Here is a 20,798-nt window from a genome sequence, read left to right on the forward strand (position 1 = left end):
CAAATCTTTCACTGTTTCAACTCGATAGCGCTGCGACCGGTGATAAAGCGCAGCATGACCAGCGCTGCGATACTCAGGGCCACGATGAGGAGCGCCATGGCGGCGGCGAGCTCGACCGCTCCTGTTTCTATATATTCCATGACCTTCGTCGACATGATCTGCGTGGTTGGCTGGGTCAGGATTGCCGACATGGACAACTCGCGCAGCGCCACGGCGAACACCAGAAGCGCCGCCGCCCACGCACTCGTCTTCATCAGCGGCACGCTGATATGCAGGAGGGTGCGCGCCCATCCGGATCCGAGCACCCGCGCCACTTCTTCCAGGTCTGTGGAAAGCTGCTTCAGCGCGGAGCGGAAAAGGACAAAGGAGACTGGTAGCATTTTCGCCACGTAGGCGATTCCGAGTATAGTAAAGGTACCATACAAAACATCGACGTACCCGAGCAGGACGGCGACAGCGAAGGCTATCGACGGAAAGCCGTAGGTGATCATAATGATCGCCGTGACGGCGCCGCGTCCGGATGCGGACGTCCGCTCGACAAACCAGGCGCTAAGAAACCCGACGACCATGCAAATGAAGGCGGTCGCTGCCGCGAGCACGAGGCTGTGCCATACTGTCGGGAATACCGATCTGCTGGGGTTAGCGATGATCTCAAAATTGCGTAGCGTCAGATTGGCAGCAACCAGCTCCAGGCCAAAAGCCTTGAGCAGCGAAAGCGCGGCAAGTGCCATGAGCGGCAGTACCCCGCTGGCGAAGATGACGGTAACACAGAACAGGAAAGCCGGAATGCGCAGGCGGCCTAGACGTTCGAGCCCGGCCGCGCCCTGTTTGCCCGTAAGCGTGCGATAACGGTTCAAGCCTGTCATACGCCGCTGCAACGCCAGACAAAAAAGAGTGATCAGGACAATCGGCAGCGAAGCTGCCGCTGCCAGTTCCAGCCGCGGGGGGAAAGAAATCATTGCATAGATTTTCGTCGTCAGCACCGAAAAATTCGCCATGGTACCGATCACCGCCGGCGCGCCGAAGGAGGAAATAACGTCGAGGAAGACTAGCATCGTGCCAGAGACGATGGCAGGTGCGACCAGCGGAAACGTAATGGTCGCGGCGACGCGCAGTTTGCCAGCACCCAGCACCCGTGCTGCCTGTTCTTGGCTGAGGTCGATGTTCGAAAGGGCTGCGGAAACGATGAAGAAGATCAGCGGGAAGAGGTGCGATACCTCGATGAAGACCAGCCCGCCGAAGCTCACCACGTTGAATAGGGGGCCTTCAATACCGAGGAGCCAGCGGGCTGCCTTGTTCAAGTATCCTGCGTTCGGCGAGGCGAGGAATATCCAGGCGATCACCGTGATGAAGGATGGAATCACGAAAGCGAGCGTCGCGCCGACGCGGATGAGCGACTTGAAGGGCATGTCGCTGCGTGCGACGAGCCAGGCGAGTGGCAGGGCGAGTATATTGGCGCCAACGGTTACGAGAAGGGCAAGCAGCGCGGTGTTGACGCTGGCTTTGACCATACCCGGCTGACGGAAGGCTTCGAATATAGTGTGTGGCGAAAATGCCCCCACCTTGTCCGTCAGGCTGAATTTCAAGAGCAATGAGACCGGATAAACGATCAAGGCGAATAGGACGACAATTACGGCGAGCAGCACGACGAGCTTGACTGGTTCGCCGCATTGCCGGCGAAGTTTATCCAATAGAAGAGGGTGGGGAGCGGGCAGGCGCAGGACATCCGTGGTCATGGCACAGCCCATACCGCTTCGGGATCGGGTATGACTACGACCTTGCCGTCACGAATGTCGGGGCGTTTGCGGGGCCTGGCGCGTAAGTGCGTCCCATTGGTCTCGACGCTCACCTCGTAACTATCGCCGAGAAAGGTCAGTTCCTTCACAGTAGCGGTTAGGCCCTGTCCCGCCGGCGCGAGGTTCAGATCCTCCGGCCGAATGACGACGGCGGCGGTATCGCCGATCCTGCTCGCGGCGATGAATTCGGAATGGGCACGTGCGATGAAGGTACCGCAGCGCTTAGTTTCGATACGCAGCCGGTTCTCTCCGACGTCCTTGCCGGTAATGTGGCCTTCAAGGAGGTTAGTCGCGCCAACAAAGGAGGCGACGAAGCGCGTCTCCGGCCAGCGGTAGATTTTCTCCGGAGTATCGAACTGCTCAATTCTTCCTTCGTTCATGACAGCGATGCGATCGGCCAGCGCCAGTGCTTCTTGCTGGTCGTGGGTCACGTACAGCATGGTTATGCCCTTTTCTGCATGCAGTCTCTGCAATTCCCGGCGCAGTTCCTCGCGTAAGCTTGCATCGAGGTTAGACAGTGGCTCGTCGAAAAGCAGAAGGCCCGGCTCCATGACAATTGCTCGCGCCAGCGCGACGCGCTGTTGCTGGCCGCCGCTCAGATCACCCGGAAACCGGTTCGCGTGCGCACTGAGTTGTACCAGTTCTAACACTTGATCTACTTTTTTGCGGATCGCTGCGCGATCGATGCCCGCGATCTTCAACCCGAACGCGACGTTTTCGAAGACCGACTTGTGCGGCCAGATGGCATAGCTCTGGAAGACCATGCCGAGCTGCCGCCGTTCGGTGGGAACGAAAACGCCGTTCCCCGCCACGGGCTTCCCCTTGATGACAATCCCGCCCTCATCCGGGTCGATGAAGCCTGCCACCATGCGCAGTGTGGTGGTCTTGCCGCATCCGCTCGGTCCCAGCAGTACGACGCATTCGCCGGGATCGATCGAGAGGTCGATCCCGGAAACGACGGCCTTGCCACCGAGCTGCTTGAAAAGTCCGTTTAAGACTAGGCGGGGAACGGAATGACGCTGCGCATGATTCGAAGGCGATAGCATATCAATCGCGCCCGAAGGTGCTCGCGAAGCGCTGGATGAACTCGTCGGCGCTTTTATCGTCGGAGAGGTCGTGCAGTTCGACACTGAAGGGATTGAAGCTGGCAAGTTCCGGTAGCCCTTCGATCGTCTTAGCCGTCGCGTTTGTTGGCCAATATTTCCCGGCGTCGGCCTGGATCGCCTGGCCCTCGGCGCTAGTCAGCACCTCGAGAAGAAGCTTTGCGGCGATGGGATGCGGCGCACCCGCGAGAATACCACTCGGCTGTTCGGCCAGCAGGGTGCCGTCGTTCAGACCGTAGAAATCGACAGACTGGCCTTTTTCCTTCGATACAAAAATGTTGAAGGAGGAAATCGTCGGGGCAACCACGCGCTCGCCGGAAGCAAGTGCGCGCACTACCTCCGAATTACCGCGTACGAAGAGGACGTCTTGGGTCGCAAGCTTTGCCAGATAGTCCCATGTGATCTCGCCATTCTGCAACAAAGCGAGGAAGAAGGTAAGGGTGTTGCCCGCTGTAGCCGGATCGGCAAGGACGATCTTGCCCTTCCATTTCGGGTCCAGGAAATCGGCAAGACTTGCCGGCAGCTCGCTGCGGTCGGTTATGGCTGTACTGTTGTAAGCTGCGGGAAGGAGGTAGACGCCCGTGGAGTAGTACGCGCCATCCTTGTCTGCATATCCGCCGAGCTGGGTGAAAGAGCTGACCTTATAGGGCGCGAAGCGGCCTTCGGCTTTCCACTTGGCGGCGACAAAGGGCTGGGTCGTTGTTACGACATCCGCGCGCACCACGCCGGCAGCTTTTTCCGCCTCAACCTGCGTAATGATGTCAGGCGCTTTTTTGGCGACGATAGTAAGGGTGATGTCGGGGAAGTTTTCGGCCCACAGAGCGTTGAGCCGTTCAGCTTCCTCGGTCCTCGCCGGGAAGTAGTAAACAACCTCGGTGTCTTTGGCGGCTTTTGCTTCCTGGTAAAGCGTCTCGAAGATCGGGGCTTCGAGTTTTACATCCTGAGCCTGGACGTGGCTGGCGCACATCAGGATTCCCGCGAACATGGCGGAGAAAGTGACTGGTCTCATCGGTGAAAATACCTCTCATAAACAATGCGCTAATGATCAATTTAAAAGCTACTAAGTCAATAGATTTTCTTACCAAATATTCAAAGATCGTTGACACATTGTTCCGCATTTTCTCGTTGTTGCGCATATTCTAGAACATTATTCAACTGTTACGGTAGAATGACCAGAAAGTGTTGACACATTTCCGCGTTCTCCCTATGGGATAGAGAACTAGCCGCCGCTCGGCGGCGTTCCAGAAAGCCAGATTGGAGTGTCGCATAATGTTGTCTGATGCAGTGACCCGAAACGAGCGGCCGGAAATTTCTGTCTATTGGAAGCCGGGATGTTCAAGCTGCCTCAAAACGAAAGAATTCGTTGAGGAGCAGGGTGTTGATTTCGAATCTGTAAATGTCCTGGAAGACGAGGACGCCATGCAGGAAATCTTTGCTTCGGGACTTCGAAGCATCCCTGCTGTCCGTTTCCGCGACAAATACGTCTACGCACAGAACCTTGATGACATCGCTGCGCTCCTCGGCGTTTCACGCAGCCACAAGAGGCTGGAGAATGCCGCTCTCTTCGAGCGGTGGGACGTACTCTTGATAAAGCTGCGCCGGATCGTCGGCAAATTCGACGAGGCGCACCTGCAGGAAAGAGTAATCCCCTTCCGAGATCGCTCCGTACGTGAATTAGCGATCCATGTCGGACAGATTGTGCATGCCTTTGTTGGGCAGATGGTGGAAGAGCTCATTGAGATCAAACCAGTCCACGGCTACGTCGATCCGGACATCGTCACGAAGGCGGACATTCTCGCCCATCTCGAAAGGACACACCGCGCGTTACAGGCGTGGCGTGAGAAGGGCGGGGACCAATCTCTACCCGAACGGATGCAGACCTATTACGGCAACCAACCCACAAGCCAGGTCATCGAGCGCGGCGTCTGGCACTGCGCTCAGCATGCGCGGCAGCTCGACATCATCACCGCAGGGCGACTCGGCGCCGAACTTGAGATCGGGCCGGAACTCTATGCCGGTCTTCCGCTGCCAAAGCGCCTTTGGGTCTGACCTCACAGAACTGAAAGCCCGCCATGTTGTACCTCTCTAACGATGACGTCGCTGTGCTTCTTAGCATGGACGAATGCATCGAAAGTTTCGAGCATGCCTATCGCGCAGCTTTCGAGCGGAGCGCCGTCAACGGCCGCCGTTCGGACATGATCGTTGGTACGGGCAACAAGGACACCGTTTATTCGCTGAAAATGGTCGGTGGCGTCGTCCCGAGTGCGGGAATCGGGGCCGTTCGAATCAATTCCGACATACTGAGCTTTCCGGAAACCGGCGGCCAGAGGCGCAAGGTTAAGGTGCCCGCCGCGGGCGGGCGCTGGGTTGGACTGCTTCTCCTGTTCAGCACGGAAACTGGCGAGCCTTTAGCGATCCTGCCCGACGGCGTACTGCAACGAATGCGCGTCGGCGCCTCCAGCGGACTCGCCATGCGCTATTTGGCGCGACCGGAGACAACTGTGGTCACCGTTCTGGGATCCGGCTGGCAGGCCTATGCACAGGTGCTGGCGGCTGCAGCCGTCAGGCCACTGCGTGAGATTCGCGTTTTCAGTCCCAACCACGACAATGCCCGCACATTCGCGGCCAATGTCGAGAACAAGCTGGAAATTCCCGTGAAGGCCTTCATTGCGCCGGAAATCGCTGTGCGTGGCGCCGATGCTGTTTTATGCGCCACCAATAGCATGCAGGCCGTCCTCCAGGAGGAGTGGGTGGAACCAGGCATGCACCTCGGGTCAATTCGCGACGGGGAAATCTCTCCGACTGCCTTGCTAAATGCCGACAGAATTGTCGTGCACGATCCTGGTAACATGGGCAGTGACCATCTCGTGGTCGCAAGCGGGATCGAGCACCAGGAAGGCCGGAAAGAGATCGCCACGGACCCGCGTCTTGCCTCCATCGCCGGAGCGCCGTCGCTGGCGGGGCTCGTTGCAAATGCGACGCCCGGGCGGAAGGGGCAGACCGAGGTCACCTGCTTCCTGAATTTTCACGGCCTCGGATACCAATTCGCCGCCGCCGGCGCGACGCTGCTCAAAAAAGCCCATTCGACGGGCCTGGGGCGAACGTTGCCGTTGGAATGGTTCACCCAGAACGTTCATTCCTGATCCTACATGCTTAAAGGTGTCCTTTGCTAGAAAACGATACTGGTTCGATCGCGCCGGGGGCTGCGCTCGCTGAGCGCATCGCCGACGTGCTGGCCGTGCTTCGGCTCGACAATATCCCCATGGAGGCGCGGGAGATCGCGGTTAACGATCTCATCGACATGGCGGGCCTTTGCGTCGCCACCCGTGACGCCGATTACATCCGTGTGCTGATAGAGGCGAGCGATGATGCAGGCAAATGCACCGCCATCGGTCATGCTCGCGGTTTCGACGCGGCCACCGCCGCCCTCATCAACGGCACCGCCACACATGGGGAGGATTTCGATGATACTCTGGAAGGTGCACCTATCCGCGTCGGCGCGATGGTGCTGCCCGCCGTTCTCGCTGCCGCGCAGCGCTTCGAACGAAGCGGCGCCGACACGCTAAAAGGAATTGTCGCCGGCCTCGAAATGGTCTGCCGCTTCAATACCATTGTGCCCGGCGCGATCCACAAGGCGGGTTTCCATCCGGTTGGGATTATCGGCGCGCTGGGCGCGACAGCTGGGGTAGGGGTCACACTTGGGCTCGACCGCAAACAACTGACGGACGCCTTTGGCATCGCCGGCAGCTTCGCTTCCGGAATTGGCGAATTCCTTACGGAGGGTGCATGGACCAAGCGTCTTCATCCCGGGTGGGCCGCCCAGTCCGGCTATCGTGCAGCGTTGCTCGGTAGGGCCGGTTTTTTCGGGCCTCGCACGGTTTTCGACGGACCGCGCAACGTCTTCAAGGTGTTCAGTCAGTCGGCGCCTGCCGACCGACACGCGGTCATCGCAGGTTTGGGCGAGAAATGGCTAATGCAGGCCATCGCCTTCAAACCATATGCTTGCGGCACGATGATCCACCCTTTTATAGATTGCATGTTGCGGTTGCGCGAAACCGGTATCGACGCGGATTCAATCGTCTCGATCGAATCCGAAACAAGTGAGGGTCTTGTGGACCGCCTTTGGGAGCCATTGGCGGCGAAGTATCGGCCTCCTTCCGGCTACGCAGCAAAATTCAGCATGCCCTTTTGCATGGCGGTGGCGTTCTTGGAAGGTGACGCGGGGCTTGAACAGTTCAGTGACGCCAAGGCGGCTGATTCCCGGGTACTCGAGCTCGCTGGCAAGATCCGCTACGTCATCGACTCCGCAAACGAATATCCGAAAAACTATACTGGCCATATCCGCGCCAGTCTTCGGGACGGCACTGAAATCGAATTTCGCCAGCCACACTTTCGGGGCGGCGTGCGCGAACCGTTGACACGTGACCAGTTGATCGGAAAGTTCCGTGGAAATATTGCCCATGGCCGCGGTTCTATCGAATACGGACAGGCACTGCTTGATTTCTGCCTGAATATCGCGAAGCATAAAGACCTGTCTGTGGGTCTTGCAGGGATCGGTCTGTGTGGAGAATCCGCTTGATAGGGCTACATCGTCAGCAGTATTTCAGCAATTTTAAGAGAGAAAATTCAACATCATGACCAACGATCTCATTCGTCCGGCCGATGATCTGCACGAAATTGTCGAGCGGAAACTCGTGGCCCTTGTCAGCTAAATGGAAAATGCAGACTGGAACGCCCTTGATGTCGCGCATGCAATCAACAACATCATTCAAAGCAAGTGGCTCCATCAGGCGGAGCGTCTTCAAGCAGCCCAGGATGCTTTGTCGGAAAATTTCGTGTCGGATGGAAATGAAGGTTAGCAGCACCGCCGTTGCCACAAGGGAAAATCTGATGATTGCTACGTTTCAGGTCATTGCTCTGAGTTCACTCGATCCACAGGGTGAGGATACCCGCGACGAGCCAAGGCTCAATTTCGCAGATGCTGTAATGGCTGCGCAGGAGTTGAAGGCGCAGGGGAAGGCGTTTCGTGTTGTTGTGGATGGCGAGAAAAGCGATCAACAAATGCAGACTTTTCGCGACCTCGGTGCACTTTCGTAATCAGTACAGTTTGTGTCGTGGCCATCTTCGCGATTCAAGATGTGTAATGACGGTTATGGGCGTGATGCCGAACTGTGTCGGTGGTTCGTTTCCCTTCAAGGCGAAGTAAGTGCATGGCAATGGCAGCTGTGCGCCGTCATTCACGCCGCAGGCGTCGCTTCTTTAAAACCGTCAGTCCGCTTGAAGGGGACCATGGTACCTGCCATCCCTTTGTCATGTGGCAGTGGGCAGCTGACCATATCGTTGCAGCGCGCGCCGCTCACGTTGAGGCAGTTGCCGTATACCACGATAGGCTCGCAGTTGTGGCCAAGGAACGAGACCGCGGCAACTTCGCCATGCGCCCCCGGACATAGAATATCAAGCCATGGAGAAGGCTCAGAGCAAAGGCACAAGACATGCCCGAGCCTCGCTTACGCCGCCCTCAAGCCGCAGGGGACAGAATGACCGGCCTAATGGCACGTCGGTGTGGAACCACTTTGGCCTCCGTCGTCGACCGCCACGTTGGGTGAGAAGTTCAGCGCAGGCGCAACCGATACCTTTGCCAGCACCGGTGATGATTATCGTTTTTCCTTTAAAGTCCGACACGAATGATCCTTCCGATACCTATTGCTCAGAACGCGATTCTTTGGTCGGTTTGCTTGTCGAACACATGAGCCGCGGCAGGATCGACGTCGAGCCGTATCGTGTCGCCTGGCTTCAGCGCGTGGCGCTCGCGAAAGGCGCACAAGACCCGTTTGCCCGCCAATTGGGCTGCCAGGAGAATTTCTGCCCCCGTCGGCTCGATCAACTCGACAGTCGCCGGCACGCCCCGATCGCCATGCGACATGATCCACTGGTCAGGACGAACCCCGTATATCACCTCCTGGCCGGTCGTCGCTCGCGTGCCGTGTGGAAGGGGAAGGGCCGACCCGTCAGCGAGCCGCGCTGAGTTCACAGAGAGATCGATTGTGGCCGGCAGCATGTTCATTGCCGGCGATCCGATGAAACCGGCGACGAAGGTGTTTGCGGGTCTGTCGTAAAGCTCCAGTGGCGCGCCGATCTGCTCCACCTTGCCGTCGCGAAGCACGACGATGCGGTCCGCCATTGTCATGGCTTCAATCTGGTCATGGGTGACATACACTGAAGTAGCGCCAAGGCGCTGGTGAAGAGCTTTGATCTCCGAACGCATATCTACGCGCAATGCGGCGTCCAGGTTCGAAAGCGGCTCGTCGAAAAAGAACGCCCTTGGGTTTCGAACCATTGCGCGCCCCATGGCGACACGCTGCCGCTGGCCTCCGGAGAGAGCTTTCGGATATCGGTCGAGATAGGGCGTAAGCCGCAACATATCGGCAGCCTTGTCAACCTTGGCGTTGCGATCCGCAAGGTTTTCGCCTCGCAATTTCAGTGCGAAGGCCATGTTCTCCCGAACAGTCATATGCGGATAGAGAGCGTAGTTCTGGAACACCATCGCCACGTCACGGTCCTTGGCGGCGATGTTGTCGACGCGATGTCCGCCCAGCTTGATCGTGCCGCCGGTGATGTCCTCAAGCCCCGCAAGTGATCGCAGCAGCGTGGATTTGCCGCAGCCGGAGGGTCCGACCAGGACGACGAACTCGCCGTCGGCTATATCGAACGAGATATTGCGCAGGGCGTGATAGGCGCCGTAATGCTTGTCGACCTGGTCAAGCTCGATCGTTGCCATGTGTCAATCCTTAGTCAGTTGTGGCGGCATGGCCGCAGATCATTCGAGATGGGTGCGAAGGCAGCTTCACCATGAGGTGTATCCTGCATCCGCAACGACGATGCTGCCGGTCATCAGGCTGGCGGCATCGGAGGCCAGGAACAGAACGACAGACGCAATTTCCTCGACCTCGCCCATGCGCTTCATCGGCGTCATGTCCATCCACTCCCTGTCCCATCCGGTTGTCTCCACGGCGGTCCTCGTCATGTCGGTCGCGATATAGGTTGGCGCGACGGCGTTGACGCGGACGCCTCGCTCGGCCCATTCGGCTGCAAGGGACTTCGTCAGCATGTGAACGGCACCCTTTGAGGCGTTGTAACCGGCCTGCGGCTGCGGCCGGTTGGCGATAATGCCAGACATCGAACCGATATTGACGATCGAGCCCTTGCCCGCCTTCAGCATCAGGTTTCCGAAGGCGCGATTGCTCCAGAACACACCGTTAAGGTTCACGTTTGCGACCCTCAGCCAGTCCGCATCGGACATCTCCTCCGCCGGGCTGTGCGCAGCGATGCCGGCATTGGCCACCAGGATGTCCACGCGACCAAGCTTGGTCGCGATCGCCGCCGCGACGCGGTCGGTTTCTCCGGAATCGGTTACGTCGAGACGAACGAATTCGGCCTTTCGCCCCATCGCGGCGAGCTTAGAGACGGCCGATTGACCGAGCTCTTCGTCAACATCAGTCAATACGAGATGTGCGCCGGCTTCCGATAGGGCATCGGCGCAGGCATAGCCGATGTTGCGCCCCGCGCCGGTGACGACCGCGACCCTTCCGCTGAGATCCAACTTGCGCAGGTACATGCTACGTCCCAAGCTCGATCTGGATTTTTACGGAAGACGGCTTCGGTCTCACGGCGTAATCGAATGCTTCGATAGAATCCTCGAAGGCGTAGGTATCGGTGATCAGCGCATCGACATTGATCTGGTTCGATCCCAAGAGCGCGACGATGCGCGGGTAGACATGGGCGTAGCGGAACACGTGTTCGATGCGCAGTTCCTTCGTCTGGGCGATGACGATATCGAGCGGGACCGGCTTCAGGGGCATGCCGACAAAGACGACGGCTCCGCCGGGGCAACTGTGGTGCAACGTGTCTGCGATCACCTCGGCCGCGCCGGAGCATTCGAAAACGACATCGACGCCCCAGCCGTCGGTTTCGCGGGCGATCACACTCTTCAGGTCCTGTGATCGGACATTGACGGTCATGACGGCAGGCCCGAGTTTGCGCGCTACGGCGAGCTTTTCGTCGACAACATCGGTAACGATGACTTTGGCGCAACCGGCCGACAACGCCGCGATCGCGGTCACCATGCCAATCGGCCCGGCACCCGTGACCAGCGCGATCGCGCCAGGTGTCAGCTTTGCCTTGGAGACTGCATGAAAGCCCACAGCCAGCGGCTCGACCATGGCGCCAGCGGCATAGGAAACATTGTCCGGAAGCTTGAAGGTGAAGGCCGCCGGGTGGACCACGCTCGGTCTCAGCACGCCATGCACGGGCGGCGTCGCCCAGAAGCGCACCGCGGGATCGAGATTGTAGAGACCTAGCCGCGACGCGCGGCTTTGCGAGTCGGGAATGCCGGGCTCCATGCAGACGCGGTCGCCCACTTTCAGGTTCTGGACAGCGCTGCCGACCTCTTCGATGATGCCGGCGGCTTCATGGCCGAGGATCATCGGCTCACGTACAACGAAGGGGCCGATCGCGCCGTGGGTGTAGTAGTGAACGTCCGATCCACAGACGCCCACTGTCTTGATGGCAATGCGCACGTCGGTGGGACCGAGCGCCTCCTTCGGGTCCAGGTCGCGAATGCGCAGTTCGTCTTTGCGTTCGAGAACGAGCGATCTCATGTCTTCAGCCCTTTCGGATTATGAATACGGCCAGCGCCAGGCAGAGCACCGTCGCCACCCATAGCGGCAACAGACCCTCTAGGAAACGCATCCAGAGAAGATGCACCAGGATCAGGATCACGACCGAGATGAAACCCCTGTCGAAGCCGTTCGTTCGGATCGGCAGGAACCCGTCGCGTTGGGTTTTTCGGGGTTGAGACCCAGCCATTATCTTACCCTTTCAATGCGCCAAACGTCAGGCCGGTGACGATGTGCTTCTGGACGAAGCCGAGCACGATCAGGGCCGGGAGCGTGGTCAGGAACGCCATCGCCGCCATCTCGCCCCAGTTCGTTCCGGTGACCGAGACATATTCCGCGAGCGCTGTCGTAACCGTCCTGGCGCCAGCCGACGACGTCAGGGTTGCTGCGAACAGGTACTCGTTCCAGGCGAAAATCCAGGTCAGGATGAAGGTGACGGCCAACCCCGGCCGAGCCAGCGGCAGGATGACGTGCAACAGCACCTGGCTGGTTGTCGCACCGTCCACCCGCGCCGCTTCGTCCAGCTCCAGCGGAATCCCGTCGAGCATGCCTTTCAAGAGCCAGATGGCGAAGGGCAGGTTGAAGACGCAATAGAGCAGGATGAGGCCGATCTTCGTGTCGAACAGCATGAAATCGCCGAACACGAACCACTTGGTGAACAGCAGGAAGAGCGGCAGCAGAAACACGGCTGGCGGCGCCATGCGGTTGGTGATCAACCAAAAAAACACGTTGTCACCGCCGCTGATCTTGTAACGCGACAGTCCGAACGCCGCGAGCAGGCCGAGGGCACACACCATCGCTGCGTTCGATGTCGCCACGATCATCGAATTCCAGAGATACTGCAAGAAGGTCGAGCTGTTCAGCACCGCCAGGAAATTATCCCAGTAAAGATCGTCGATGAGGAATGACTTGGAATAAAGCTTCACGCGAGGGCGCATCGAAACGACCAGCATCCACCAGACCGGAAGCAACGTCAGAATCGTCAGACATATCCAAAGGACGAAAGAGGCTATACCGGAGCGTCTCATTGTGCCCCTCCTTTGCGGCCGGTCATGGCGACGAACAGCAGCCAGCTCAGAACGATCGTGACGTAAAGCGTTAGAAGGGACATGGCCGCGCCGTAGCCGTAATCGGTCTTCGGAAAGACGTTGATCCAGATATGAAGGCCGATGAAGCGGGTCGCCTCGGCCGGACCGCCCTTGGTCAACATCCAGATTTCGTCGACAGAGCGCAACGCGTCCATCAGCCGGATGAAGACGGTTGTCAGCAGCACCGGCTTCAACATCGGCACGATCACGTACCAGAAAATCTGCAGTTTGTTGCCGCCGTCGATCTGTGCCTGTTCGAGCGGCTCTTTCGGTAAGGCGGTCAATCCAGCCATGAGCGACAGCGTGACGAACGGCGTCCAGTGCCACAGGTCCATGACGATCGCTGTGGCGAAGGCATGATAGGAATTAGTCGCGATGTTGTAGTCGATGCCGAACCACAGTTTCAGGTAGTAGGGCACGATGCCGAAGCCCGGAACGCAAAGCAGCCGCCAGGTAGCACCGACTGCAATGGGTGCGACGACGATCGGCAGTGTGTGGATCGTGCGAAAGAACTGCCGGCCCCACAGACGGTCTGCCATCAGCGCGCGGGCCAGGACGTAACCTAACAAAAGTTCGCTCACAACGACGAAGAAGGCAAAAACCAGCGTGCGGGTAAGCGAGTTCAGGAAGGTCGTGTCAAAAACCAGGCTACGATAATTCTGAAGGCCGGCCCAGCGCAGGGTTGGATCGACTGCGTTGGTATTCCAGTCGAAGAAGCCGACATAGAGAATGTAGATGAAGGGAATGAACCCGATAACGAACAGGATTAGCGTGGCTGGTGCTAGAAACAGCCATCCGATGTTGGATTGTCTCATCCTGAGCTCCGTCAGATCGTGCTTGAGTTTTATTCGCCCGACGACCAGCGTCGCGGGCAGGCCCGGCAAACCGTAGTCAGGACAGAAGGCGGCCACCTTACTGGCGACCGCCAACCGCCGGGAGGTGCGGTTTTACTTGCGGTAGCCGAGCTTCACAAGTTCAGCTTCGGCGGCGGTCGCGGCCTGGTCCAGCGCATCGTCCGGCTTGATCTCACCGACGATCGCTTTGTAGATGAACGGCGCGGCCACCTGCAGAACTTGCGAGTGGAACGGGAACGGCGGAGCACCCGCGAACAGCTTTCCATCCTCACGCATCAGCGTGTAATAGCCGTTCATCTTCTTGTCCTGATCGACGATCTTTGGATCATCGTAGGTCGAGTTCATGACGATGCGGGAGCCGGCCAGCGCCCAGTCGGTCTGCACGGAAGCCTGCCCGATATACTGCAGGAAGAGCAGCGAGGCGTCCTTGTTCTTGGACGAATGCGGGATGCCGAAAGCGCCACCATCGTAGTAGCCGATATAACCCTTGCCGGCTTCGGCTGCTTCCATGACACCCGCCTCGACCGGAGGCAGTGCCACGCCAACCTTACCGACGACGGTCGATTTGGTTTCGTCGGTCGCAATCCAGGCAGCGTTTTCACCGTAGACGAGACCTTGGGCCGCGCGGCCTGCGGCAAACGTCCCGGCAACCTCATCCCAAGTGGACGACGTCGATTCCGGCGGTGCATATTTCAGCAGATCGATCCAGTAGTTAAGCGCCTTTTTCGCGGCGGCGGAGTTCATCTGGCCGCCGTTCGCTTCGGTGGCCGCGAAGGTGGTGCCATCGATGCCCCAGTTGTAAACGCCGAAGGTTGGCGCTACCGACTCGAAGAATTCGTAGAAGGCGGCGGGATGGCTCGACGAGGCCTGTACGGTGGTCCCCCAGAGCTCCTTGTCTGCGCCGTATTCGGTAAAGAACTTAGCGACCTGGGTATACTCTTCATGCGTCGTTGCAGGCTTCAGATCCGCACCGGTGGAATCCTTGTAGGCTTTCTGGATCGCCGGATCATCGAAGAGATCCTTGCGGTAGAGGTAAGGCTTGATGAATGCTTCCATGGGAACACCCATCACATCGCCCGACTTCGGATCCTTGAAATAGTTCAGGAACGTGGTGAAATTCTCTGGCTTGAAGTCCGGCGAAGCGATCTTTGCATTTTCGGCGAGCGACTTGGTGATATCGACGAGGAAGTTGCGGGCCAGATACGTATATACGATGTCCTGCTCGATATAGACGAAGTCATAGATGCCGGTATTGGCTTCCATATCCTTGATCGCCTTGTCGTACATCTGGTCCCAAGATGTTGCCTCAAATTCGACCTTGATGCCGGTCTCTTCTGTGAATTTCGGACCGAGCACCTGCTCGACATATTTCGACGCTGGGGTCGATTCCGAGACGCCCCGGATGATCGCGCCCTGATAGGGTTGAGCGGCAGTCTTCCACCAGGAATCCTGCGCAAGAGCGGTCGAGCTCCAAAGGCCAAGCGAGATGATGCCGACGCCCACGGCTTTGACGAAACTGTTCATTGTTCTCCTCCATTTGGATCGCAAAATCGGTCCGGTTGTGCGTGCTTAACTCTCCTCCGACACGCTCAACGGACCTCAATATTTGTGGAAAGAAAGAGTAGACACAAGCGCGGCCGTTGCGCGATACTGATACTCTCATGCGCAACATACCGAAAATATCCATGAAATCTTGTGTGCATTGCACAATCTAATATTGATTGCCGACGCAACGAGCATAGTGGGAAGACCGGAAGGGGTCTGCAATGTCAGTTATTTCACCGACGGTCGCGAGATTTGAATATGTCCTGACGGGCGCGGACGAGTCCTTCCTGTGGCGCCGCGACGACTATCCATGGGAACGCAACGTCTGGAATTTCCACCCAGAGGTGGAGATCCACTATATTCCCAACGCCAGCGGCGTCCTGCTTGCAGGGGATCATGTCGGCGCGTTCACGCCAGGCCATATTTCCGTTATCGGCAGCAACCTACCGCACGACTGGGTGACGCCGCTCGGACCGGATGAGCGCATTCCAGGACGCGACATCGTCATCCAGTTTCTGCCGGCCAAACTTGAGCAGGCTTCGACCTTCCTGCCGGAGCTGGCGGGGTTGCATGACTTTCTCAGCCGCGCGCAGCGGGGGCTCTCCTTCAAGGGGCAGGCGCGGGAACAGGCGGAGGGGCTGATACTCGACATGGAGTTCCAGACCGGCTCCGTGCGGCTTTCGACCTTCTTGTCATTGCTCTCGCTGCTGCGGGACACTGACGAGTCCGATACCTTATCTTCAGAGGCTTATGTGCCAGACCTGAGCTATGGCTCGCTCGAAGCCCTGCAGCAGGTCTTCGCGTATCTCTTTGCCAATCTGTCGGAGGACATCCGGTTGCCGGACGTAGCTCGCATGGTTGGCATGAGTGACAGCGCTTTCTCGCGATTTTTCAAGAAAAACAGTGGCCACAGCTTCACCGACCACGTCAACAAGCTTCGTATCTGGAAGGCGGGTCAGCTGTTGACCGATACCTCTATGCCGATAACGGACATCTGCTTCGAGGTGGGCTATCGTAATCTTTCCAATTTCAATCGGGTGTTTCTGCGCCACCACAACTTAACACCGACACGATACCGAAAACTCTCCACCAACCGCAGAACCGTTCCGTTCCTCCAGACAGCGACAGACCATATGCGTGTGCGGTGAATGCGGAAAGATAGATTTTAGAGTTCTCGTCCGCTTGTGCATCGTTGTCGCCTGAAAATTGCCATTCCGCTTTCGTGAAGAGTTTCGGGCGCCGCGAGGCGTACGAAAGTCCCCGAGGAAGGAACCCGCGGACCCTAGTTGAGAAGCCTATGGAGATTTCAATCTGCGGCTCATGTGGGCGGTTGCAGGATCGCAGTCGGGGAGTGGAATGATGGATGGCGGCAGGTCGCTTCTTTGCGCACCCGTGCGGCTTTCCGAGCCTGGCCCAGGCTCGCCGCGACCCCTGTCTGATGCCATGATCGCCACGGTCGCATGCGGGTCGCTTGTCGGAGGCGTGAAGCCTGCGACTGAAATCTGGACCATGCCATGCCGGGTCATGAAGCCGTCTCCCGGTTCGTCGCCGTCGCATCCGGCGGTCCGCGCGGCTGCTTCCAGCGTTCGAACATCTCGATGACGATCATTCGTCCGCCGCAGGGCGGTGTTGTTGAGTTTTGCGTGCCCGAGCAGGACCTGGATGATCCGAATGTCCGTGCCGTCCTCCAGCAGGTGGGTGGCGAAGCTGTGGCGCAGCGTATGCGGCCCCACCCGCTTGGCGATGTCGGCGGCCTGGGCGGCCTCAACGACGATGCGATAGAGCTGCCGCGTGCTGATCGGCTTCATGGCGTGCTGTCCGGGGAACCGCCAGCCGTCGCGGTCCATCACGCCCTGCTGCCGCCCCACCTTCCACTACTGGCGCAGCAGGGTGAGCAGGTCCTCCGAAAGCATGGCATTGCGATAGCGCCCGCCTTTGCCACGTTCGACGCGCAGCAGCATCCGCTCGCTGTCGACGTCGGCGACCTTCCATGGAGACCTCTGCAACACGTAGGCCGGCGCCATAGGCGACCGACAATGCTGCCTGGTGCTTGAGGCAGGTGGTGGCATTGAGGAACCGGGTAACCTCGTCGCGGCTCAATACCACAGGCAGGTTCCGAGGAAGCGCCAGCCGGACGAGCCTGCGCGCCAAGTCCGGGCGGTCGAGGGTCTGGGTGAAGAAGAACCGTAGCGCCGACACGATGCTGTTCTTTGTTGGAACGGGAACGCCGTCCTCCTGCTGCTCGATCTGGAACCGGCGCAGGTCGTCGGCGGTCGCCGTGTCTGGTGAACGCCCGAGGAAGGTTGCCAGGCGACCGATGTCGCGGAGATAGTTGCGCTGCGTTTCGCGTGACAAACGCCGCATGTTCAGGTCGTCGATCAGCCGCTGGCGCAGCGGGCTGACGGGCGTGTCGAGACGGGGGTACTGCATGGTCAGGTTCCTTTGTTGAAGAAGCTCGTCATGCTCCGCCTCTGCCGGACGACGTTCAACCCAGGCCCAACCTCCAGCCTTTGCCCTCTATTTCAACCGCAGGCGCCCTCCCGCGCAGCGGGTTCGTTCACCGGCCCCCAATCAGTCATTCCCGAAAGCAAGTAGTTGCCTGGATTGGAATATTTTACTCAAAACATTGTCACCGAACGGCGGGTCGCCCCTTCGTATCCCATCAAGGCGGCCGTATGATTAATGTCACACGGCCGCCAGTGTCGTTTCCTTTCAAGCGAGCCCGGTGCTCAGCGGCTGAATACCGACTCGATAGCGCCGGCGGCCGCCTTGACCACGATGTCGGCTTCAGCGCGGGTGAGGCAGAGCGGCGGGGCAAAGCCGAGGATATCGCCCTGCGGCATGGCGCGGCCGATGACGCCGCGTTCGAGGAGGGCGGCCGAAACCTGCGGCCCGATCTTCCGGGAAGAGTCGAAGAACTCGCGATCGTCCTTGTCCTCGACGAACTCTACCGCTGCCATCAACCCGTCGCCGCGCACGTCACCGACGTTTTTGTGGCCGGCGACGGCCTTGGCGAGTTCGGCGCGGAAATAGGCGCCGGTGGAGCCGGCATTCTCGACCAGACCGAGTTCGTCGACCAGTTCGAGGTTGGCGATGCCGGCGGCGGCGCAGATTGGGTGGGCGGAATAGGTCCAGCCGTGGCCGATGGCGCCCATCTTGTCGGAGCCTTCGACCAGCACCTGCCACATTTTGTGCGAGACGATCGAACCGGACAGCGGCGCATAGGCCGAGGTCAGGCCCTTGGCGATGGTGATCAGGTCCGGCTTGATGCCATAGTGATCGGAGCCGAACATCGAGCCAAGGCGGCCGAAACCAGTGACGACCTCGTCGGCGACCAGCAGGATGTCGTATTTTTCAAGCACCGCCTGTATCTTCTGCCAGTAGCCGTCCGGTGGCGGAACGATGCCGCCGGTGCCGAGGATCGGCTCGCCGATGAAAGCGGCTATCGTGTCCGGCCCTTCCGCCAGGATCATCTCCTCCAGCTTGTCGGCACAATATTGCGAGAACTGTTCCTCGCTCATCGAGCGGTCCAGACGGCGGAAATAATAAGGGGCTTCCGTGTGCAAGATCGGCGCGCGCGGCAGGTCGAACAGGTTGTGGAAGAGTTCAAGCCCGGTCAGCGAGCCGGTCATGACGCCGGAGCCGTGGTAGCCACGCCAGCGCGAAATGATCTTCTTCTTTTCCGGGCGGCCGAGGATGTTGTTGTAGTACCAGATCAGCTTGATGTTGGTCTCGTTGGCGTCCGAACCGGAGAGACCGAAATAGACCCGGGACATGCCCTTTGGCGCCCGGTCGATAATCATATTCGACAGTGTGATCGAGGCTTCCGTGCCATGGCCGACATAGGCGTGATAATAAGCAAGGTTTTTCGCCTGCGCGGCGATTGCGTCCGAAATCTTCTGGCGACCGTAGCCGACATTGACGCAATAGAGCCCGGCAAAAGCGTCGAGGCTGGTGCGGCCGTTGGTGTCGGTGATGTAGGCGCCTTCGCCGCGGGCGATGATGCGCGTCGGCGTCTCGCCGCGCGCGTGCATGCCCATGTGGGTGGACGGGTGGAAGAAGTGGTCGCGGTCCCAGGCGGTCAATTCGTTGCTGTGTTCGGACATGGTCTTTTCCTTTGCTCGGTGTTCGGGGGGCGTCGACGAGCCTCAGGCGGCCGTGTCGATGCAGAGATATTTGAGTTCGGTGAAGGCCTCGAGGCCGTGGCGGGAGCCTTCGCGGCCGATACCGGACTGTTTCCAGCCGCCGAAGGGGATCGGGCCGCCGGTGATCTTCACCCGGTTGATCGCCACCATGCCATATTCGAGAGCCCGGCCGAGCCGCATCTGGCGCGCGCCATTCTCCGTGACGACATAGGCGACCAAGCCGTATTCGGTATCGTTGGCGCGGGCGATGACTTCGGCCTCGCTGTCGAAGGCGGAGACTGCCGCGACCGGCCCGAATGTTTCCTCATGCATGATCAGCGCATCGGCGGGCACGTCGGCGAGAAGTGTCGGCGTGTAGAACAACGGCCCGGCCTTGTGGCGCGCGCCGCCGGTCAGGAGGGTGCCGCCGCGGGCAAGCGCGTCGGAAACCTGTTCCTCGACCTTGGCAATTGCCCGCTCATGAATCAGCGGGCCGATCTCGATGCCTGCCTCCAGCCCCGTGCCGACTTTCAAGGCTTCGATACGGGTCTTGAAGGCAGCGTTGAAGGCTGATAGCGCCGGGCGCTCGACATAGATGCGGTTGGCGGCAAGGCAATCCTGGCCGGAGGTCGCGAACTTGGCATTGACGGCGATATCCACCGCCTTGTCGACATCGGCATCGGCAAAGACGATCAGCGGCGCATGGCCGCCGAGTTCCATCACCAGCCGCTTCATTGTCGGCGCGCACTGTCCGGCAATCAGCTTGCCGATCTCCGTCGACCCGGTGAAGCTCATCGCACGTACCCGGGCATCGCTGCTCATACGGCCGACGATGGTTGCGGCGTCGCCGGTGGCGACGTTGAACACGCCGGCCGGAATGCCGGCCCGCTCCCCAAGCTCGGCCAGTGCCAGCGCGGACAAGGGTGTTTCGGAGGAGGGGTGAACGACGACCGTGCAGCCGGCTGCCAGCGCCGCCGCTGCCTTGCGGGTAATCATCGCGCAGGGAAAGTTCCAGGGCGTGACGATGCCGACGACACCGAGCGCCTCGCGGCGCACGATCATTTCGGCTCCTGCCAGGTGGCTGGTGACGCTCTCGGCATTCAGCCGCTTGCCTTCCTCGGCATACCATTCGACGAAGGAGGCGGCGTAGTCGATTTCGCCTTCGGATTCCGTCAGCGGCTTTCCCTGTTCCAGAGTCATGATCAGCGCCAGGTCATCCTTGGCGGCGAGCATCAACTCGTACCAGCGGCGGAGAATTTTGGCACGGTCCTGCGGCAGCAGCGCCCGCCATTTCGGGAACGCGGACGCTGCCGCGCCGATGGCCGTGGTGGTCTCGTCCGCATCCAGGGCGGATACCCAGGCGAGCGGTGCGGCGGAGGCGGGATCGCGCACCTCGAGCGTGCGGTTCGCCCCATTGGCAATCCAGCGGCCGCCGACATAGGCCAGCGATTTCAGCAGATGCTTGTCCTTCAGGCGCTCTAGCGCCTCATGACAGGTGGGGCGTGCGAATACGGCGTTCATCTCCGGCTCCTCGTGTTTGCAAGTTGCCGGAAGTCTGGCAGCTTTCACGCGAGGAATGGTCTGTTGAGCCGGATGATAAGAGAGGATTGGTC

The 20,798-nt window shown here is 59.4% G+C and carries 18 protein-coding genes and 1 pseudogene; 5 read left to right on the forward strand and 14 right to left on the reverse strand.

Annotation, left to right across the window (positions count from 1 at the left end; all coding sequences use genetic code 11):
* Positions 1 to 8 precede the first annotated feature (8 nt).
* Genes QO002_RS25710 through QO002_RS25720 form a run of 3 tightly spaced genes read right to left on the reverse strand, consistent with a single transcriptional unit; the run spans position 9 to position 3,908 of the window.
* A complete protein-coding gene (locus tag QO002_RS25710) occupies positions 9 to 1,736 on the reverse strand; it encodes an ABC transporter permease (protein ID WP_307235334.1) in 1,728 nt (575 codons plus the stop codon).
* Entirely contained in the window at positions 1,733 to 2,842 is a 1,110-nt protein-coding gene (locus tag QO002_RS25715; protein WP_307235336.1) for an ABC transporter ATP-binding protein, read from the reverse strand. The genes QO002_RS25710 and QO002_RS25715 overlap by 4 nt, the downstream gene beginning before the upstream one ends.
* A gap of 1 nt (position 2,843) precedes the next feature.
* Positions 2,844 to 3,908 (reverse strand): ABC transporter substrate-binding protein, encoded by a 1,065-nt coding sequence (locus QO002_RS25720; RefSeq protein WP_307235339.1) that lies wholly within the window; start codon positions 3,906 to 3,908, stop codon positions 2,844 to 2,846.
* Positions 3,909 to 4,168: 260 nt separating this feature from the next.
* Between QO002_RS25720 and QO002_RS25725 the strand changes: the two genes are divergently transcribed.
* The 3 genes from QO002_RS25725 (at position 4,169) to QO002_RS25735 (ending at position 7,478) form a co-directional block, all read left to right on the forward strand.
* Entirely contained in the window at positions 4,169 to 4,948 is a 780-nt protein-coding gene (locus tag QO002_RS25725) for a glutaredoxin domain-containing protein (protein ID WP_307235341.1), read from the forward strand.
* Positions 4,949 to 5,013: 65 nt separating this feature from the next.
* Positions 5,014 to 6,042, forward strand: a complete 1,029-nt coding sequence (locus QO002_RS25730) for a hypothetical protein (protein WP_307235342.1) — start codon at positions 5,014 to 5,016, stop codon at positions 6,040 to 6,042.
* Between the two features lie 23 nt (positions 6,043 to 6,065).
* Positions 6,066 to 7,478, forward strand: a complete 1,413-nt coding sequence (locus QO002_RS25735; RefSeq protein WP_307235344.1) for an MmgE/PrpD family protein — start codon at positions 6,066 to 6,068, stop codon at positions 7,476 to 7,478.
* Between the two features lie 13 nt (positions 7,479 to 7,491).
* Here the strand turns inward: QO002_RS25735 and QO002_RS25740 are convergent, their stop codons facing one another.
* On the reverse strand, positions 7,492 to 7,776 hold the full coding sequence (locus tag QO002_RS25740) for a hypothetical protein (RefSeq protein WP_307235346.1): 285 nt from the start codon (positions 7,774 to 7,776) through the stop codon (positions 7,492 to 7,494).
* 13 nt (positions 7,777 to 7,789) lie between these two features.
* Between QO002_RS25740 and QO002_RS25745 the strand changes: the two genes are divergently transcribed.
* On the forward strand, positions 7,790 to 7,996 hold the full coding sequence (locus tag QO002_RS25745; protein WP_307235348.1) for a hypothetical protein: 207 nt from the start codon (positions 7,790 to 7,792) through the stop codon (positions 7,994 to 7,996).
* Positions 7,997 to 8,606: 610 nt separating this feature from the next.
* On the opposite strand, the gene QO002_RS25750 is transcribed toward QO002_RS25745, so the two are convergent.
* From QO002_RS25750 to QO002_RS25780, 7 genes are all read right to left on the reverse strand, one after another.
* Complete coding sequence (locus QO002_RS25750; RefSeq protein ID WP_307235351.1) at positions 8,607 to 9,677, reverse strand: ABC transporter ATP-binding protein; 1,071 nt, start codon at positions 9,675 to 9,677, stop codon at positions 8,607 to 8,609.
* A 66-nt stretch (positions 9,678 to 9,743) separates the two neighbouring features.
* Positions 9,744 to 10,514 (reverse strand): SDR family NAD(P)-dependent oxidoreductase, encoded by a 771-nt coding sequence (locus QO002_RS25755; protein WP_307235353.1) that lies wholly within the window; start codon positions 10,512 to 10,514, stop codon positions 9,744 to 9,746.
* Between the two features lies 1 nt (position 10,515).
* Entirely contained in the window at positions 10,516 to 11,556 is a 1,041-nt protein-coding gene (locus QO002_RS25760) for an NAD(P)-dependent alcohol dehydrogenase (RefSeq protein ID WP_307235354.1), read from the reverse strand.
* 4 nt (positions 11,557 to 11,560) lie between these two features.
* Positions 11,561 to 11,764, reverse strand: coding sequence for a DUF2160 family membrane protein (locus QO002_RS25765; RefSeq protein ID WP_307235356.1), 204 nt, complete (start codon positions 11,762 to 11,764; stop codon positions 11,561 to 11,563).
* A gap of 4 nt (positions 11,765 to 11,768) precedes the next feature.
* Positions 11,769 to 12,602, reverse strand: a complete 834-nt coding sequence (locus QO002_RS25770) for a carbohydrate ABC transporter permease (RefSeq protein WP_307235358.1) — start codon at positions 12,600 to 12,602, stop codon at positions 11,769 to 11,771.
* The gene (locus tag QO002_RS25775; RefSeq protein WP_307235360.1) at positions 12,599 to 13,477 is read right to left on the reverse strand and encodes a carbohydrate ABC transporter permease; all 879 of its coding nucleotides are present in this window, start codon (positions 13,475 to 13,477) and stop codon (positions 12,599 to 12,601) included. Before QO002_RS25775 ends, QO002_RS25770 begins: the two co-directional genes overlap by 4 nt.
* Positions 13,478 to 13,609: 132 nt before the next feature.
* A complete protein-coding gene (locus QO002_RS25780) occupies positions 13,610 to 15,040 on the reverse strand; it encodes an extracellular solute-binding protein (RefSeq protein ID WP_307235363.1) in 1,431 nt (476 codons plus the stop codon).
* Between the two features lie 242 nt (positions 15,041 to 15,282).
* Here QO002_RS25780 and QO002_RS25785 point away from each other — a divergent pair, with 242 nt between their 5' ends.
* Positions 15,283 to 16,209, forward strand: coding sequence for an AraC family transcriptional regulator (locus tag QO002_RS25785; protein WP_307235365.1), 927 nt, complete (start codon positions 15,283 to 15,285; stop codon positions 16,207 to 16,209).
* Between the two features lie 471 nt (positions 16,210 to 16,680).
* Here QO002_RS25785 and QO002_RS25790 read toward each other — a convergent pair.
* The 3 genes and pseudogenes from QO002_RS25790 to QO002_RS25800 form a co-directional block, all read right to left on the reverse strand.
* A pseudogene (locus tag QO002_RS25790) lies at positions 16,681 to 17,491 on the reverse strand (tyrosine-type recombinase/integrase); the annotation flags it as partial.
* Positions 17,492 to 17,790: 299 nt separating this feature from the next.
* Positions 17,791 to 19,167 (reverse strand): aspartate aminotransferase family protein, encoded by a 1,377-nt coding sequence (locus QO002_RS25795; RefSeq protein ID WP_307235368.1) that lies wholly within the window; start codon positions 19,165 to 19,167, stop codon positions 17,791 to 17,793.
* Positions 19,168 to 19,209: 42 nt separating this feature from the next.
* A complete protein-coding gene (locus QO002_RS25800; RefSeq protein WP_307235370.1) occupies positions 19,210 to 20,706 on the reverse strand; it encodes an NAD-dependent succinate-semialdehyde dehydrogenase in 1,497 nt (498 codons plus the stop codon).
* Between the last annotated feature and the right edge of the window lie 92 nt (positions 20,707 to 20,798).

The sequence above is a fragment of the Pararhizobium capsulatum DSM 1112 genome, from assembly GCF_030814475.1.
In the GTDB taxonomy this organism is placed as follows: Bacteria; Pseudomonadota; Alphaproteobacteria; order Rhizobiales; family Rhizobiaceae; genus Pararhizobium; species Pararhizobium capsulatum.